The organism is Brevibacillus fortis (genome assembly GCF_003013395.1).
GTDB lineage: Bacteria > Bacillota > Bacilli > Brevibacillales > Brevibacillaceae > Brevibacillus > Brevibacillus fortis.
Genome location: NZ_PXZM01000035.1, coordinates 17,830 through 32,207 on the forward strand (window position 1 = coordinate 17,830; position 14,378 = coordinate 32,207).

Genomic DNA, 14,378 nt, shown 5'->3' on the forward strand with positions numbered 1-14,378 from the left:
GTCATGATTCTTCTGCCCATGTCCCTGCCAAGGGAGCAAAGTGCTGCATCGCCAAAGCTCCTGCTCCCATCACGATCGCCTCCCCCTTCAATTCGGAAGGAATTACGCGAAATTTTCCCTTGAATGGCTCCCAAATCACTTGATCGCTATGCTCCTCGACCAAGTCAATGATTTCGCGATAATTCTCCACCAAATCACCGCTTACAATTACAGTATCTGGATTGTACATGCATACAATATTGTTGATCGTGATTCCGAGGTACAGCGCAGTACGGGAGACGATTTCCTTCGCCCAGCGCTCTTCATTTCTCGCTGCCGCGAACACCTGACGGACATCACTGACATCCTTCACCCGACGCGCTTCCATGATCAAAGAATTTTCGTCTATGTATGTTTGCAGGCATCCGCGCTTTCCACATTCGCACAGATTTCCATTCGGATCGAGCGTCGTATGCCCCAGCTCTCCTGCGCTATTGGAGCCCCCGCGAAACACTTCGCCATTGATAATCAACGCAGAACCGATACCAGTGCCAATCCCGATCAAGGCTGTCTTGTTCGAGCCTTTGGCAGATCCGTACAAGTACTCCGAGAGGATTTTTACCTTCAAATCGTTGTCGATGACCGTTTTGATTTGCAGCCTTTTTTCAATCAGGCTGGCAAACGCTACGTCCTTCCACTCCAGCGTAGTGGAAAGCTGAACAATCCCTCGCTCATAATTGATCACCCCTGGCATCCCAATGCCAATCCCGACCACTTTTTCTAACGGAATGCCTGTCTGTTTGAGCATCCCTTCCATTTCGTTGCAAATTAGTTCAGCCGTCTCTTCCGGTGTAGAATCCTGTGTTTTATGATCCATCCGGTGCTGTGCAATAATCGCTTCACTAAAGTCCATGATGCCAAAGCTGATTCGCTTTTTTGCCATGTCCACGCCGATTGTATAAATGGCCCCCGGCTCGATGTCGAGCATGATTGCCTTTCTGCCCACACCAGATGAGGTCAACTCCGTCTCTCGAATCAATCCTTCTTCGCATAACTCACTGACGAATCTACCAATCGATGTGGCACTCATCCGCGTAATTTTGGCGATTTCTGCACGCGATATCGGTCTTTGCTTTTTGATAATGTCGAGGATCATTTGCTTGTTATGCTGCTTGGTCACGTCCTGATCTTGCTTCATTATTTTTTTCATCATACAAAACTCCCATCTTGCTTGAATTCCCGGTAGCATTCCTGCGCGATTATTCTCACACTACCTGTCGCCATTTATTACGTCAACTGGGCCAAACAAAAACCATCCGAATCTCCTCGGATGGTTTCTACGTTGCTATCACTTGTTGTTGTTCAAATCATACGGTGTCTCTTGGTAAACGTAATAGTTTAACCAGTTGGAAAACAGCAAATTCGCATGTGCGCGCCAAGTGACGATAGGATCGCGACTTGGATCGTCCTTTGGATAGTAATTACGCGGAACAGCAATGTCCAAGCCTTTGTTCACATCCCGCTGGTACTCATCTTGCAAGGTGGTCGGATCATACTCGGAATGTCCTGTCACGAAAATTTGTCTGCCATCCCTCGTCGCTACGATGTAAACCCCTGCTTCATCAGACTCAGACAAAATCTCCAGCTCTGACACTTGCTCGATGTCTTCCCTGCGGTTTTCGGTATGCCGCGAATGTGGAATGTGGAAGTAGTTATCAAATCCTCGGAACAGCTTCACATTTTGCTTATTGAGTGTATGAGGGAAGATTCCGAACATTTTTTCTTCCAAAGGATGCTTGGGAACCCCAAAGTGGTGGTAGAGACCGGCTTGTGCTCCCCAACAAATATGCAGTGTCGAAGTGACCTTCTCCATTTTCCAATCGAGGATTTTTGTCAGCTCCTGCCAATACGTGACGTCTGTGAACTCGAGCTGTTCCACAGGCGCTCCGGTGATGATCATGCCATCAAATCGCTGGTCACAAATCTCCTCAAATGTTTTATAAAACATCGACAAATGTTCTTCGGACGTATTTTTGGACGTATGGCTGGACATGTGCAAAAGCACGATTTCCACCTGTAGCGGCGTATTTCCCAGGAGGCGGAGCAACTGTGTCTCCGTTGTTTCCTTCACTGGCATGAGGTTGAGAATGACGATCCTGAGCGGTCGTATGTCCTGCGTGAAGGCACGGCTGTCCTTCATCACAAAAATATTTTCTTGGGCGAGTATTTCCGTTGCAGGCAATTCGTCGGGCAATTTGATTGGCATAAGGATCCCCCTTTCCACTTTGAACACAGGTAGAAAAACAATAATCCGACAAATTCGACAAAAATACTAGCCTTCCTGCCAAATCACCGGGAGAAAATGAAAAAATCCCCTTGCAAGCAAGTTGCAAGAGGTCTCTTCCCTTAAATCCAGCCGCGCGCTTCCATCGCCTCAGTAATTCGCAAAAGCGAGATCATATAGGCTCCCGTGCGCAAGTCCACCTTATATTGATCAGAGAGTTCTTTTACAGCACGATAGGCGTTAATCATTGTCGTTTGCAGCTTTTCGTTTACCTCAACCTCAGACCAGTAGTAATTCATCAGGTTTTGCACCCATTCAAAATACGAAACCGTTACGCCACCCGAATTGGCGAGAATATCTGGGATCACGGTAATCCCTTTTTCCCGCAAAATGGCGTCAGCATCCGGTGTAGTAGGTCCATTTGCCGCTTCTGCAATCCACTTGGCCTGAATGCTGTGGGCATTCGCTGCTGTGATGACATTTTCCAAAGCGGCCGGGATCAGAATATCTACTTCCAGCTCCAACAGCTGTTCGTTAGAGATGACCGTCCCACCTACATACTCCAAAATAGTGGCGTTGTCTTTTAGCTGTCCTACCTTTTCTATGTCCAAGCCAGCAGCATCATAAATACCGCCGCGTGAGTCACTGACCGCCACGATTTTGAAGCCCAACTCCGTCAAAAGTCTGGCAGCAATTCTTCCCGCGTTGCCAAAGCCTTGGATGGCCACGGTAGTTTGCTCCGGCTGGCGTCCAGAATCTTTTAGCGCCTCCAATATCGTAAAGACACATCCACGGGCAGTCGCCTCGTTTCTTCCTTTGGAGCCGCCGACACTGAGTGGCTTTCCTGTGATGACTCCCGGAGAATAGGTGCCTTTTAATCTACTGTACGTATCCATCATCCACCCCATGATTTGTGGGGTCGTATACACATCAGGCGCAGGTATATCTGTCTCAGGTCCGACCATATCAGCAATGGCTTCCATGAAGCCGCGGCTGACTCGTTCCAGCTCATTTTTACTGAATTCGTGGGGATCACATATGACGCCGCCTTTTCCGCCGCCATAAGGAAGACCAACTACGCCGCATTTGAATGACATCCACATGGAGAGTGCCTTGACTTCATCCATCGTCACATCTGGATGAAAGCGAATCCCTCCCTTGGTCGGTCCTACCGCGTCATTATGCTGAGATCGGTAGCCTTCAAAGACACGTACGCTGCCATCATCCATCTTGACTGGAAAGCTGACGGCCAATACTCGTTTGGGTCGCTTTAAAATTTCTACAGCATCGCTCCGCAATCCCAACAATGCCGCTGCTGAATCAATCTGTTTCTGTACAATTTCGTATGGATTCAAGTTTTCTTTCTCTACAGACTTTAGCATCTCTCTTCCTCCCCAATACATTTCACAAGCATCTTCTACATCACCTTGGCGCAGAGCTAAAGGATGAATGGAGTAATTATATACGATGCATGTAAATTCAGACAATTTATTTTCTTTGTTTTCACATTATTGTGTTATTTTTGGTAAACAAAAAAACGCCTGATGCACCCTCGCGACACATCAGACGTTTTTATCCTATTTTTTCAAATATGTCTTCATCAGCTTTGCTTTCGTCTCCCACATCTCTTCGCTAATGTGCAGACGGTAATGCTCCGGATTCAGCATGCGCAAGTATTCAGGCCAGAACAGCTTGAGTTGCTCACGGTGGTAATCGCGAATCTCTTGGAGGGTCGGCAGTTCATACACCAGTTCTCCATCCACAAATACCGGAACGAGAAGCGACTCAGCCTGATAGTTTTCCAAATGCTTGCTCAAATACGTATGGCTCGGATGGAATAAATGGAGAGGTGCGCCACCTTCGACTGCTGTTTCATGCGGGAAGCACATGTAGTCAGCAATCGCTTTTCCTGTTTCCGGATCAATCAATCGGTACATATCCTTGATGCCCGGCGTTGTGACTTTTTCCGGATTCCCAGAGATTTTGATGGTCGGCTGGTATTCTCCGTTCGCGCCTTCACGCGCCACCAGCTTGTATACGCCTCCGAGCGTCGGCTGATCCGCTGCCGTGATGAGTTGTGTTCCTACTCCCCAGCTATTTACACGTGCTCCCTGTACCTTCAGGTTCATAATCGTGTGCTCATCGAGGTCGTTGGAAGCGACAATTTTTACGTCGGGCAGTCCGGCCTTATCGAGCATTTCACGCGTTTTGATGGACAAATAGGCCAAGTCGCCACTGTCCAGTCTTACGGCAGCCAGCTGCTTGCCTTCCTTCTCCATTCGCTTCCCTAACTTAATCGCATTCGGCACGCCGCTTTTGAGCGTATCGTAGGTGTCTACCAACAGAGTGACCTGTCCTGGAAGTGCTTTAGCAAACCGCTCAAAAGCCTCCTCCTCGCTCTCAAAGCTCTGTACCCAAGAGTGAGCGTGCGTCCCTTTTGTCGGAATGCCAAACATTTTCCCTGCCAGCATGTTTGAGGTCGCGTCGAAGCCAGCCAAATAAGCTGCCCGTGTCCCCCACAGTGCAGCATCTGCCTCCTGGGCCCTTCTTGTTCCGAATTCCATGAGAACATCATTGCCCGCCACGTTTTTAATCCGCGAAGCTTTGGTCGCAATCAGCGTCTGATAGTTCATGTAGTTCAACAGGGCCGTCTCAACCAGCTGTGCCTCCATGACACGCCCCTCTACGCGAATCAACGGCTCGTTCGGGAAAACCACGGTTCCTTCCTTGACGGAGTAGAGCGAGCCTTTAAAACGAAGCTGGCGCAGCTCTTCCAAAAACTTTGGATCGTAGTTCTCTTCTTGCTCACCCAAATACTTCAAATCGCTTTCTTCAAAGCGCAAATTTTTTATATAGGAAACAATTCGTTCCAGTCCGGCAGAAACGGCGTATCCGTTTCCAAAAGGCAGCTTGCGGAAAAATGCTTCGAAAACGACCTTCTGATTGTGTGTTCCGTTCACCCAATGGGCGTACATCATGTTTATCTGATATTTATCTGTGTGTAGTGCCACACCAAATGATTGCATGTCACTGAGGCCTCCTGTGCATTCCTTTCTATCATCATACCAGAAGCGTCCGCTGGTGCCCATCCGCTGTGGAGGATATTAGGGAATATGATATAGTAATGGGATAAAAAGAGAAGCAAACGTACAGGCTGGGAGTGAGCGTAGGTTGGACAGAAAAATCGTTTCTATTAGTAAAGGGTTGCCAAAAAGTACTATGTACAACGGCAAAGAGTTCCTCTCCGGCATTTGGAAGGATGAAGCAGACGAGCTCGTTGTCCGTTCCGAGAAAATTGATGACGACGATATCGCGAATCCACAGTATCACGGCGGCCCAGACCGCGTTGTCTGTGCGTATCCTTTTGAACATTATGCCCATTGGCAGAAGTTATTTGGCCAACCTCTGACCAATGCGGCATTCGGAGAAAATCTCACACTCGCTGGCATGACCGAAGAACAGGTCTGTATCGGGGATGTGTATCAATTCGGAGATACGATCCTGCAAGTGACCCAAGGCAGATTTCCTTGTGCGACCATCAACAAGCGAAACAACAATAACCAATTGCTCAAAGCAGTGGTGGAGATGGGCTATACGGGCTATTTCTTCCGCGTCTTGCAGGAAGGAACCATCAAGCCAGACTCACAGATTACCCAAATCTCTGCTCATCCGAAGCAAGTCAGCGTAGCTTCCATCCACCACTTGTACTTCCACGACAAGTCACCAGCCCAAGAGACGATACAGCGTATGCTAGAGGTAGAGGAATTGGCTTTGCCTTGGCGAAAAAAACTACTGGAAAAGCAACAGCAATAGCGAAAGGAACGTCTCATGCGAATTAATAAATTCATCAGCGAAACCGGCATTTGCTCACGAAGAGAAGCCGATAAATTAATCGAGGCCAAGCGCGTGACGATCAACGGCCAACTCGCGGAACTGGGAAGTACGGTTGCGTCAGGAGATGACGTGCGCATCGATGGAAAGCCGCTCGGCACCAAAAAGAAAGATGTCTACATCGCCTTGAACAAGCCTGTCGGAATTACATGTACAACTGAACTGCAGGTCAAAGGCAACATCATCGATTTCGTGAATCACCCGGAGCGAATTTTTCCTATCGGGCGTCTGGATAAAGATTCGCAAGGACTCATCCTGTTAACCAATGATGGGGATATCGTAAACAAAATTTTGCGTGCCGAGAACAATCATGACAAAGAGTACATCGTCACCGTAGATAAGCCCATCACGGCGAATTTCTTGCACGGAATGGCAAACGGCGTGCGCATTCTCGAAACGACCACAAAGCCTTGCAAAGTAACCAGGGTCAGTGATCGCGTCTTCAATATCGTGCTGACGCAAGGGCTGAATCGGCAAATCAGACGGATGTGCCAGGCTTTTGGTTATCAGGTACGAAAACTAGAGCGGGTACGCATCATGAACGTATCGCTGGGGAATTTGAAGCTAGGACAATGGCGCAATCTGACGGCCAAGGAATTGACTGATCTGAACAAAAGCTTGTGAAATAGGGGCGGGTTGGAGGCTATATAGTGGCTCCTTCCCGTCTTTTGTATCTGTATGAGAATTTTTTGTTTTTACTGAAAACTCTCATTTACACGCTCCCCTTCTCCGTTTACCATATAGAAAACCATACGAGAGAAAAGAGGTGGAGAGATTCTCCCTGTACTTTTTGGGGTGAATCTTGCGAGGATGAAACTGGTTTGTGTCGATTGCAGCAAGGAAGTGCCTACCCATTTATTTGACTATCAATGCACGTGCGGCGGCTTGTTTGACATTATTCACGATACGTCGGACATTGATGCCGAATGGCTGAAGCGTGTCTTTCACGAGCGACTGTCAGAGCGTATGACACCTTATGCCAGCGGGGTATGGCGCTACAAAGAGCTGATTTTCCCCGGGCTTCCTGAAGAGTACATTACGACCAAGTACGAAGGAAATACAGGACTGTATGCATCTGCACTCATCCAATCGTATGTAGGAAGCAACAGCAAGGTATGGCTGAAGGCACAAAGCGAGAATCCGAGTGGTTCGTTCAAAGACAATGGGATGACTGTTGCCGTATCACACGGGCGTTCACTTGGCTATCAACGCTTCACCTGCACATCGACTGGCAATACCTCATCCTCTCTCGCCATGTATGCTGCACTCGCCGATGGCGAATCGTACGTGTTTGTACCAAACAAAAACATTTCCTTGAATAAAGTCATGCAAACACTCGCCTACGGAGCAAAGGTCATCAGCTTTGAAGGCACCTACGATGATGGCATCCGCTTTTACGAGCAATACAGCAAAGAGCTCGGTCTCTACATCTGCAATTCGATCAATCCATTCCGCATTGAAGGGCAGAAGAGCATCGTATACGAAATCGCCCAGTACCTCAATTGGAACCTTCCCGATTGGGTGGTCATCCCTGGAGGAGCGCTAAGCAATGTGACTGCTCTCGGAAAAGGCTTGCAGGATTTGAAAAATCTCGGCTTCATCGAAAAAGTTCCTCGTGTGGCACTCGTACAGGCGGAAGGTGTCAGTCCATTTCATCGCATGGTCGCAGGCGGACACACCGAGCTTACACCTGAACCCAATCCGTATACACGTGCCTCCGCGCTAAACATCGGCAATCCGCCCAGCTGGAAGAAAGCGCTTCGTACCTTAGAAGAAACGAATGGCGTTACCTGCTCCGTGACCGATCAAGAGATTCTCGACGCCAAAGCATGGGTGGATAAGAGCGGGATCGGCTGCGAACCTGCCTCTGCCGCTACGGTCGCCGGATTGCGCAAGCTCATCGCGGAGCAAGTCATCGACAAGGACGAAACAGCCGTCTGCATTTTGACGGGAAACATGCTGAAGGACACCGATGCCCTGCAAGAATATCATTTGGGGGAATCGACGCAAGCGAGCTATCCGAATAAAATTGTCTTGGCACAGCTTGCGTTTGAAGAGATTGGCGCCATGCTTTCGTAACAGCCCACCCGATTTTCTTTGGTCAGCATACTCGAATCATTTGCTATCCATTCCTAATCCTGTTATGCTAGTAGAGAATTATTTTTGTTCGAAGCAACGGATAGCGTAAATAGCAAGTTTCGTCTTGATGATCCTGCGAGCAAGGATAGTATTATTTGTGTGTTTTCACACTAGGAGGCAACAACAATGGAACAAGGTACAGTAAAATGGTTTAACGCAGAAAAAGGTTTTGGATTCATTGAACGCGAAGGTAAAGAAGACGTATTTGTTCATTTCTCTGCTATCCAAAGCGAAGGTTTCAAATCCCTTGACGAAGGTCAAAAAGTTACTTTTGACGTAGAACAAGGCCAACGCGGACCACAAGCTACTAACGTTCAAAAAGTTTAATATAGCCACAAACAAAAAAACAGACTCCAGTAATGGGGTCTGTTTTTTTCGTTGTCTCAAGGATTATTCGTCTGTAGGCAGTCTAGAACGTTTAATATCCGTAATTTGCCCCCGCGCTACACGCAGCAGCCCTTCTTTTTCCATCTTCTTTAGTGTCCGGCTGATCACTTCACGAGCAGTCCCCAGTTCAATCGCCAATAGATCATGCGTAATCGCAAGCGTATCATTCTCCGCACTTGTATGCTCGATCAAATATTCGGAAATCCGAACCCGAATGGATTTAAAGTTAATGTCGTCAATCAAGTTCGACATGATAATCAATCGACGCGCAAATGATTGAAAAATATACTGGCGAAAGTCTTGGTGCTTCTCGATCCATTTTTTATAAATCTTCGTCGGGACGTTCAAGACCAGACTCGGCTTCTCTACACAAGCAGAGGCTTCATACACCGTTTCTCCCAATATGCTAGACGCGATGAGCGGGCAGCACTCGCCAGCCGTTAACCTGTACAACGTAACCTCCCTGCCATCGCTGCTCAGTTTGAAAATGCGAACCAGTCCATCCAGGATCAATGGCGCATTCTCCAAAAACTCGCCTTCATCAATCGTAAAGTTGGCTGGAACCGTAGTTATAGAGATTCCTTCCTCCTGCCACTCTTCTGAAGTAAGTTCCGCCAGACTTGGAAAACGTGTAAGGACTTCCGCAATCTGATCCTTTTGCATATGGACGAAGAACCTCCTTGTGAAAAAAATAACTTGGTGACAAAGTCACAGATTACCGATACAGATTTTTATTATTATTGCACTCAAGAGCACCGAACACAAGAACACCTGTTTAATCAATAATCGCTTCGTTAACACTAACGAACGATCATCATGAAACGAAGGAGATGTATGTAAATGAGTACTTTTGTATTGGTTCATGGAGCTTGCCAAGGTGAATGGGTATGGGAAAAAGTAAAACCTGAGCTGGAAGCATTGGGACACAAGGTCGCAACATTGGACTTGCCTGGAAGTGGACAAGACATGACACCTCCTCAGCAGGTGACACTGGATCTCTACGTAGAGAAAGTATCAGACCTGATCAAGCAACAAAACGAAAAAGTAATCCTTGTCGGACACAGCATGGGTGGCCTCGTCATTACCCAAACAGCTGAAAAAGTACATGACAAAATTGATAAGCTCGTCTACCTTTGCGCATTCTTGCCGAAAAACGGGGAAAGCCTCATAAGCAAGTCAGAAGGAGAAAAAGGCCCTGAATTCGAATTGAATGAAGCTGATATGACACTGGGTCCTAAGCTTGAGACTGTGGAAGAAACGTTTTTCAACGCTGTGGAAGATGAGGCACTGAAGCTGGCGTCGATGAAGCGTTGCCGTCCGCAAGCGCTGGCTCCTTTCACACAACCGGTGATTATTACTGAGGAGAAATTCGGTAGTGTCGATCGCATCTATATTGAGACAACATTAGATAATGCGATTCCAATCAGTTTCCAACGCAGAATGAATACAGAAACACCTTGCAGCAAGGTCATTACCATGGAAGCGGATCATGCCCCTTTCCTGTCAAAACCAGAAGAGCTGGTGAATCATCTCAATCAAGTAAGCAAGTCATAAGGAAAAGAAGGCTGTCGACCATCATGTCGGCAGCCTTTCTTCATTCCTTTATGTTCAACTGGCGAACTGTACTGACGAGCCTTTGCAAGCCATCACGCAGCTGTTGTTCATTCAAATAAGAATAACTGATGCGTATCCAAGAGCTTAACTCTCGCAGCGGGTCACAGATCGCACCGGGCACAAACGTTATGGATTTCTCTATGCATTTGCCCAGAAGGCTTTCCATCGGGACGGAATCAGGCAGCTTCACCCATAAATTAAAGCCTCCTGGTGGGCTGGACCACTCCCAGTCCGTGACGGACAGCTCTTCTTCCATGATATCCCGGCGAATGGCTAGTGCAATCCGCAGCTTTGCCAAATGCTGCTGCATCCGTTCGGAGAAGAAATAATGTAAAAAAATCTTTTGATTCAACAGGGGCGCTCCACTGTCTGACAATGATTTTGCTTGAAGCAAATAATTCATGATAGATGGACGGCATGCCACAGTCGCAATACTCAGCCCCGGCGCGATATACTTGCTAAAGCTGCGCAGATAGATGACATAGCCTGCTGTATCGTATGAAAAAAACGGCAGTGGCGGCTCATCGCCGAAGTACATATCACGGCACGGATCATCCTCTACGATCAGACACTGATACTTTTCAGCCAGCTCCACCAGTCTCTTCCGTTGTTCAGCGGGAACGGTATAGCCAGTCGGATTATGAAAAGTCGGATTGAGATAAAACAAGCGCGGTTTTTCTTTTTGCATCAACAGTTCAACCTGCTCCAAATCATATCCATGCGGCGTAATTTCGATGGGAATCATATTGGCGCCCTGTCTTCTGAATACATCAATGGCAGGACTGTAAGTGGGTCTCTCCAGCAACACGACATCACGCGGCTTTACAAGGACTCTGGCAACCAAATCGATCGCTTCCTGCGAACCAGATGTGATCATCAGCTCATTTGGTGACAGGTGGAAATGATAACGGCTGATATAATAGCTGCACAGTGCTTCCCGTAGCTCCTGATCTCCCTGTGTAGTTGAGTAGGTACCCAGCACCTTTGGATACAAATCAAACACTTTCTTCACGTACTCGGAAAAATAAAGATTGGGCAATAAATTCGGCTCGATTAACGCTTTGGAAAATTGATAGGTCGCCTGCACCTGATGAATTTCCGAAAGGTGACTCTTGTGCACGTAGGCAGAAACAATTGGATCGTTCATCGAATCCACTGGCAGCAAACTGCTCGGTTGTACATAATACCCCGATTTATCCTTCACATACACGTGGCGTTCTTGTTTCAGCAATTGATACGCTTTAAAAACCGTCAGGCGATGCACATTCAATTCCAACGCCAACGTTCGAACAGAAGGAAGCTTCTCATGTGCCCTCCACTCTTCCCGTCTGATCCGGTCCAGAAGATATTCATACACTTGTTCGAACAGCTTATCAGAATGACTGTTTGAAAGAGCATCCCTTTTCATGCAAGCTCCCCCCTTTCCCCCATGATAATGGATTGATCTCCTTATCTGTTCTATTCCATTCCATCTGTTCTATTCCCTTCCCTTTATGATGAGGGAAAGGGAGGAATCATAATGGTACTGCTTAATTATGTGGTCATGTGCTTGATATTCGGAACGACGTTTTTGGCAATCAAAGTCGGGATCGATGCGGGTGCGCCGCCGTTCTTCTCAGGAGGACTTCGGTTCTTTCTGGCAGGTGTCATTTTGTTTTCATTTATGCTCTGGAAAAAACAGGCGCGCCTATCGCTGCTGCTTCATAAAGAAATGTTCCTTACCGGAATTGGTTTGACGTTTGGGACATTTGCCCCCTTGTATTGGGCGGAGCAGCATGTAAGTTCAGGAATTGCAGCCATTTTATCTGCAACAGCACCTCTCATGGTGATGCTGCTTCAGACAGGTATTACTCGGCAAAAGCTCCCCGGTATTGCGTGGGCGGGTTGCTTGGTTGCCTTTGTCGGTGTCTTTTTGCTGATTTTACCCGGTGTGACCATCTCATTCAGTCTCCTTTGGCTTACAGGGTGCATGACAGTCATTTTCGGACAAATCTTTTATTCTGCTGGTGCTGTTTACTCTCGACGTGTCATCCAGCGGTTTCAAGATACTTCACCCATCGCTTTGAATGCAGCACAGATGGTACATGGAGGAGCGATGCTGCTTGTCTTATCGTTCTTTACGGAGCAAGTGCATATCGAATCGATGCTGACAACGAATGCGATCATTTCGCTCCTGTACTTGATCGTCGTTGGTTCCATGATGGGGCACACCATCTTCTATTGGCTCGTCGCCAAAACCAACCCTGTGTTTCCCTCCACGTGGCTCTATATCTCTCCGTTGATTGCCTTGAGCTTGGGCGTCATCCTGTACAATGAGCCGCTTTATCTACTGTCGTTAGCAGGGGGGATTACGATTATTGTCGGGATTATCCTGATTAATATGGATGGCTTAAAGCAGTTGATGGGTAAAAAGGCAAACAAGCTACGAGACGTAAGCCATTCATGATAGAAAAGGAGTACCACAAGAAAGCCTAGTGCTCTGTGGTACTCCTCTATTTGATCTACCGTTACTTGATTTCGTTGATTTGCTTGGCGATTTTAATCACCTCGTCTTTGGATGCCACTTTCTCATCAGCTTGAACAGAGTATTCCAGATCCGTTCCATTTTTAATCCAGATGAGCCAATACGAGTTTTCGCCTTCAAACGTATGCGTCATAAGAGCTGCTTCATTGTTGCCAATCATGACTTTTTCAATGACGTCTGCGCTCGTGCCCGATCCTCCTTCTTCGGCGATTCGTACCTCTACCCAGACCTTGCCTTTCTCAGACTGATAAGCGACATTGGTATATGAAAACTTGTTGCTCAACGGAATTTCTGTAAAGGCGTATTCTTTATTGTCCTTAACAGCTTTTGCCTTTAATTCTTCCACGTCGACATCATACTCGTAGTTTTCCTCATAGTTTACTTCGCCTTCCAGGAAGCGGAAGCCTCCATGAATCTCGCTTGGCAGAGTGAACACCTTCCCTACGATCGGTTCCATATCCTTCCATGATTTATAAACAATCGGTTTGGATACGACCATAATGTCCGGATGTTTTTTCTTCGTATAGATAATATTTTTTTGGTCTTCCCCCTGTTCTTTTGTTGGCTTCCAGTAAATAGCCGCAGACGTTCCAGGCTTCAGGCCATTCATGATTTCTGTCCTGACCGTACCAATGTATTCTCTCTTCTTCCGTCTCTCCTCCATTTTTGCTTGATCCTCTGGAGATAACTGCTGAGATAACTGCTGAAACATTTGCTGTTGTTCTTGGAGCTTATGCTGCGAGAGCTCAAATACCACTTCGCCCTTCTCATTTTTCAACTGAATCATTTCTACTCCCGCCCATACGGACGAAGCTCCTATCAGCATACCTACAGTGACTAACAAGCCAATTTTCTTTTTCACGACTTTCTCCTCCTTGTTCTCCTTGGCACGAATTGCGGCCATGACTTTATGTTTGACATCGACTTTCGGGACGGGCTTTGCTACCAGCATGTCTCGCATGCTTTTAAACGGATTTTTGTCCATTAGCGGCCACCCCTTCCATCGTTGGCAAATAACGTTTGCACTTTTTTAAGATGCGTTCAAATTGCTTGTGCAGGACCTCAGGTGGTTTATCCAGTAGCTCTGCGATTTCCTCGTACTCTTTTTCCTCCAGCACCCTCCAAAAAACGAGTGACCGTTCCTCAGCGGCCAACCGATTCCAGATACGCTCCAAATGCTCTTCTCTATTAGGGCGATCGATGTGCTCCTTCACAATTCCGCCGTGATCCTGTTTGTACAGAAAGGGCAACCAACGGTTTAGCTTTCTGCGCTTTAGTTCATTCGCACAATAGTTGTGAGCAATTCGATAGAGCCATGTCGAGAAAGATAGGGCGGTCGTATATTGTTCCAGATGCTCGTAGGCGTGAAGCAGAACTTCCTGTACAGCCATTTCTGCTTCATGGTGATGGGAGAGCATATGGTAGCAGTATGTAAAGATCGGTTGCTGATAGTAATCGATGATGATTTCGAACTGTTCGAGAGAGCCGTTTTTTATTGCTTGCAGCAAAAGCTCTATCTCCTTTTTTTCCACGCTTTGCCCTCCTTTCACTGTGAATAAC

The 14,378-nt window shown here is 47.1% G+C and carries 14 protein-coding genes; 6 read left to right on the forward strand and 8 right to left on the reverse strand.

What is annotated here, in order from left to right:
• Window position 1: 1 nt before the first annotated feature.
• From C7R93_RS20400 to C7R93_RS20415, 4 genes are all read right to left on the reverse strand, one after another.
• Window positions 2-1,192: an ROK family transcriptional regulator gene (locus C7R93_RS20400; protein WP_244191598.1), complete on the reverse strand. Its 1,191-nt coding sequence runs from the start codon at window positions 1,190-1,192 to the stop codon at window positions 2-4.
• A 135-nt stretch (window positions 1,193-1,327) separates the two neighbouring features.
• Entirely contained in the window at window positions 1,328-2,245 is a 918-nt protein-coding gene (gene metA / locus C7R93_RS20405; protein WP_106840537.1) for a homoserine O-acetyltransferase MetA, read from the reverse strand.
• A 140-nt stretch (window positions 2,246-2,385) separates the two neighbouring features.
• The gene (locus C7R93_RS20410; RefSeq protein ID WP_106840538.1) at window positions 2,386-3,645 is read right to left on the reverse strand and encodes a Glu/Leu/Phe/Val family dehydrogenase; all 1,260 of its coding nucleotides are present in this window, start codon (window positions 3,643-3,645) and stop codon (window positions 2,386-2,388) included.
• Window positions 3,646-3,840: 195 nt separating this feature from the next.
• Entirely contained in the window at window positions 3,841-5,289 is a 1,449-nt protein-coding gene (locus tag C7R93_RS20415) for a nicotinate phosphoribosyltransferase (RefSeq protein ID WP_106840539.1), read from the reverse strand.
• A 145-nt stretch (window positions 5,290-5,434) separates the two neighbouring features.
• Here C7R93_RS20415 and C7R93_RS20420 point away from each other — a divergent pair, with 145 nt between their 5' ends.
• From C7R93_RS20420 to C7R93_RS20435, 4 genes are all read left to right on the forward strand, one after another.
• The gene (locus C7R93_RS20420) at window positions 5,435-6,076 is read left to right on the forward strand and encodes an MOSC domain-containing protein (protein ID WP_106840540.1); all 642 of its coding nucleotides are present in this window, start codon (window positions 5,435-5,437) and stop codon (window positions 6,074-6,076) included.
• A gap of 15 nt (window positions 6,077-6,091) precedes the next feature.
• Window positions 6,092-6,778 carry a 23S rRNA pseudouridine(2604) synthase RluF gene (gene rluF / locus C7R93_RS20425; RefSeq protein ID WP_106840541.1) on the forward strand — a complete coding sequence of 229 codons (687 nt, stop codon included), beginning with the start codon at window positions 6,092-6,094 and terminating at the stop codon, window positions 6,776-6,778.
• Window positions 6,779-6,964: 186 nt separating this feature from the next.
• Window positions 6,965-8,233, forward strand: coding sequence for a threonine synthase (gene thrC, locus C7R93_RS20430; RefSeq protein ID WP_106840542.1), 1,269 nt, complete (start codon window positions 6,965-6,967; stop codon window positions 8,231-8,233).
• Between the two features lie 186 nt (window positions 8,234-8,419).
• Entirely contained in the window at window positions 8,420-8,620 is a 201-nt protein-coding gene (locus tag C7R93_RS20435; protein ID WP_106840543.1) for a cold-shock protein, read from the forward strand.
• Window positions 8,621-8,683: 63 nt separating this feature from the next.
• On the opposite strand, the gene C7R93_RS20440 is transcribed toward C7R93_RS20435, so the two are convergent.
• The gene (locus C7R93_RS20440; protein ID WP_106840544.1) at window positions 8,684-9,343 is read right to left on the reverse strand and encodes a Crp/Fnr family transcriptional regulator; all 660 of its coding nucleotides are present in this window, start codon (window positions 9,341-9,343) and stop codon (window positions 8,684-8,686) included.
• A 177-nt stretch (window positions 9,344-9,520) separates the two neighbouring features.
• Between C7R93_RS20440 and C7R93_RS20445 the strand changes: the two genes are divergently transcribed.
• Window positions 9,521-10,234: an alpha/beta fold hydrolase gene (locus C7R93_RS20445; protein WP_106840545.1), complete on the forward strand. Its 714-nt coding sequence runs from the start codon at window positions 9,521-9,523 to the stop codon at window positions 10,232-10,234.
• Window positions 10,235-10,274: 40 nt separating this feature from the next.
• Here the strand turns inward: C7R93_RS20445 and C7R93_RS20450 are convergent, their stop codons facing one another.
• Window positions 10,275-11,702 (reverse strand): aminotransferase-like domain-containing protein, encoded by a 1,428-nt coding sequence (locus tag C7R93_RS20450; RefSeq protein ID WP_106840546.1) that lies wholly within the window; start codon window positions 11,700-11,702, stop codon window positions 10,275-10,277.
• Between the two features lie 111 nt (window positions 11,703-11,813).
• On the opposite strand from C7R93_RS20450, the gene C7R93_RS20455 reads away from it, so the two are divergent.
• Window positions 11,814-12,740 (forward strand): DMT family transporter, encoded by a 927-nt coding sequence (locus tag C7R93_RS20455; RefSeq protein WP_106840547.1) that lies wholly within the window; start codon window positions 11,814-11,816, stop codon window positions 12,738-12,740.
• Window positions 12,741-12,801: 61 nt separating this feature from the next.
• On the opposite strand, the gene C7R93_RS20460 is transcribed toward C7R93_RS20455, so the two are convergent.
• Window positions 12,802-13,803: a hypothetical protein gene (locus tag C7R93_RS20460; RefSeq protein ID WP_106840548.1), complete on the reverse strand. Its 1,002-nt coding sequence runs from the start codon at window positions 13,801-13,803 to the stop codon at window positions 12,802-12,804.
• Window positions 13,784-14,350: an RNA polymerase sigma factor gene (locus tag C7R93_RS20465; RefSeq protein ID WP_106840549.1), complete on the reverse strand. Its 567-nt coding sequence runs from the start codon at window positions 14,348-14,350 to the stop codon at window positions 13,784-13,786. Before C7R93_RS20465 ends, C7R93_RS20460 begins: the two co-directional genes overlap by 20 nt.
• Window positions 14,351-14,378 lie beyond the last annotated feature (28 nt).

Bases quoted from the DNA above. Each gene is read 5' to 3' on its own strand.
- C7R93_RS20450 (WP_106840546.1), bottom strand. From the start codon at position 11,702: ATGAAAAGGGATGCTCTTTCAAACAGTCATTCTGATAAGCTGTTCGAA.
- C7R93_RS20410 (WP_106840538.1), bottom strand. From the start codon at position 3,645: ATGCTAAAGTCTGTAGAGAAAGAAAACTTGAATCCATACGAAATTGTA.
- rluF (WP_106840541.1), top strand. From the start codon at position 6,092: ATGCGAATTAATAAATTCATCAGCGAAACCGGCATTTGCTCACGAAGA.
- C7R93_RS20435 (WP_106840543.1), top strand. From the start codon at position 8,420: ATGGAACAAGGTACAGTAAAATGGTTTAACGCAGAAAAAGGTTTTGGA.
- C7R93_RS20400 (WP_244191598.1), bottom strand. From the start codon at position 1,192: ATGATGAAAAAAATAATGAAGCAAGATCAGGACGTGACCAAGCAGCAT.
- C7R93_RS20460 (WP_106840548.1), bottom strand. From the start codon at position 13,803: ATGGACAAAAATCCGTTTAAAAGCATGCGAGACATGCTGGTAGCAAAG.
- C7R93_RS20440 (WP_106840544.1), bottom strand. From the start codon at position 9,343: ATGCAAAAGGATCAGATTGCGGAAGTCCTTACACGTTTTCCAAGTCTG.
- C7R93_RS20455 (WP_106840547.1), top strand. From the start codon at position 11,814: ATGGTACTGCTTAATTATGTGGTCATGTGCTTGATATTCGGAACGACG.
- metA (WP_106840537.1), bottom strand. From the start codon at position 2,245: ATGCCAATCAAATTGCCCGACGAATTGCCTGCAACGGAAATACTCGCC.
- C7R93_RS20445 (WP_106840545.1), top strand. From the start codon at position 9,521: ATGAGTACTTTTGTATTGGTTCATGGAGCTTGCCAAGGTGAATGGGTA.
- thrC (WP_106840542.1), top strand. From the start codon at position 6,965: ATGAAACTGGTTTGTGTCGATTGCAGCAAGGAAGTGCCTACCCATTTA.
- C7R93_RS20415 (WP_106840539.1), bottom strand. From the start codon at position 5,289: ATGCAATCATTTGGTGTGGCACTACACACAGATAAATATCAGATAAAC.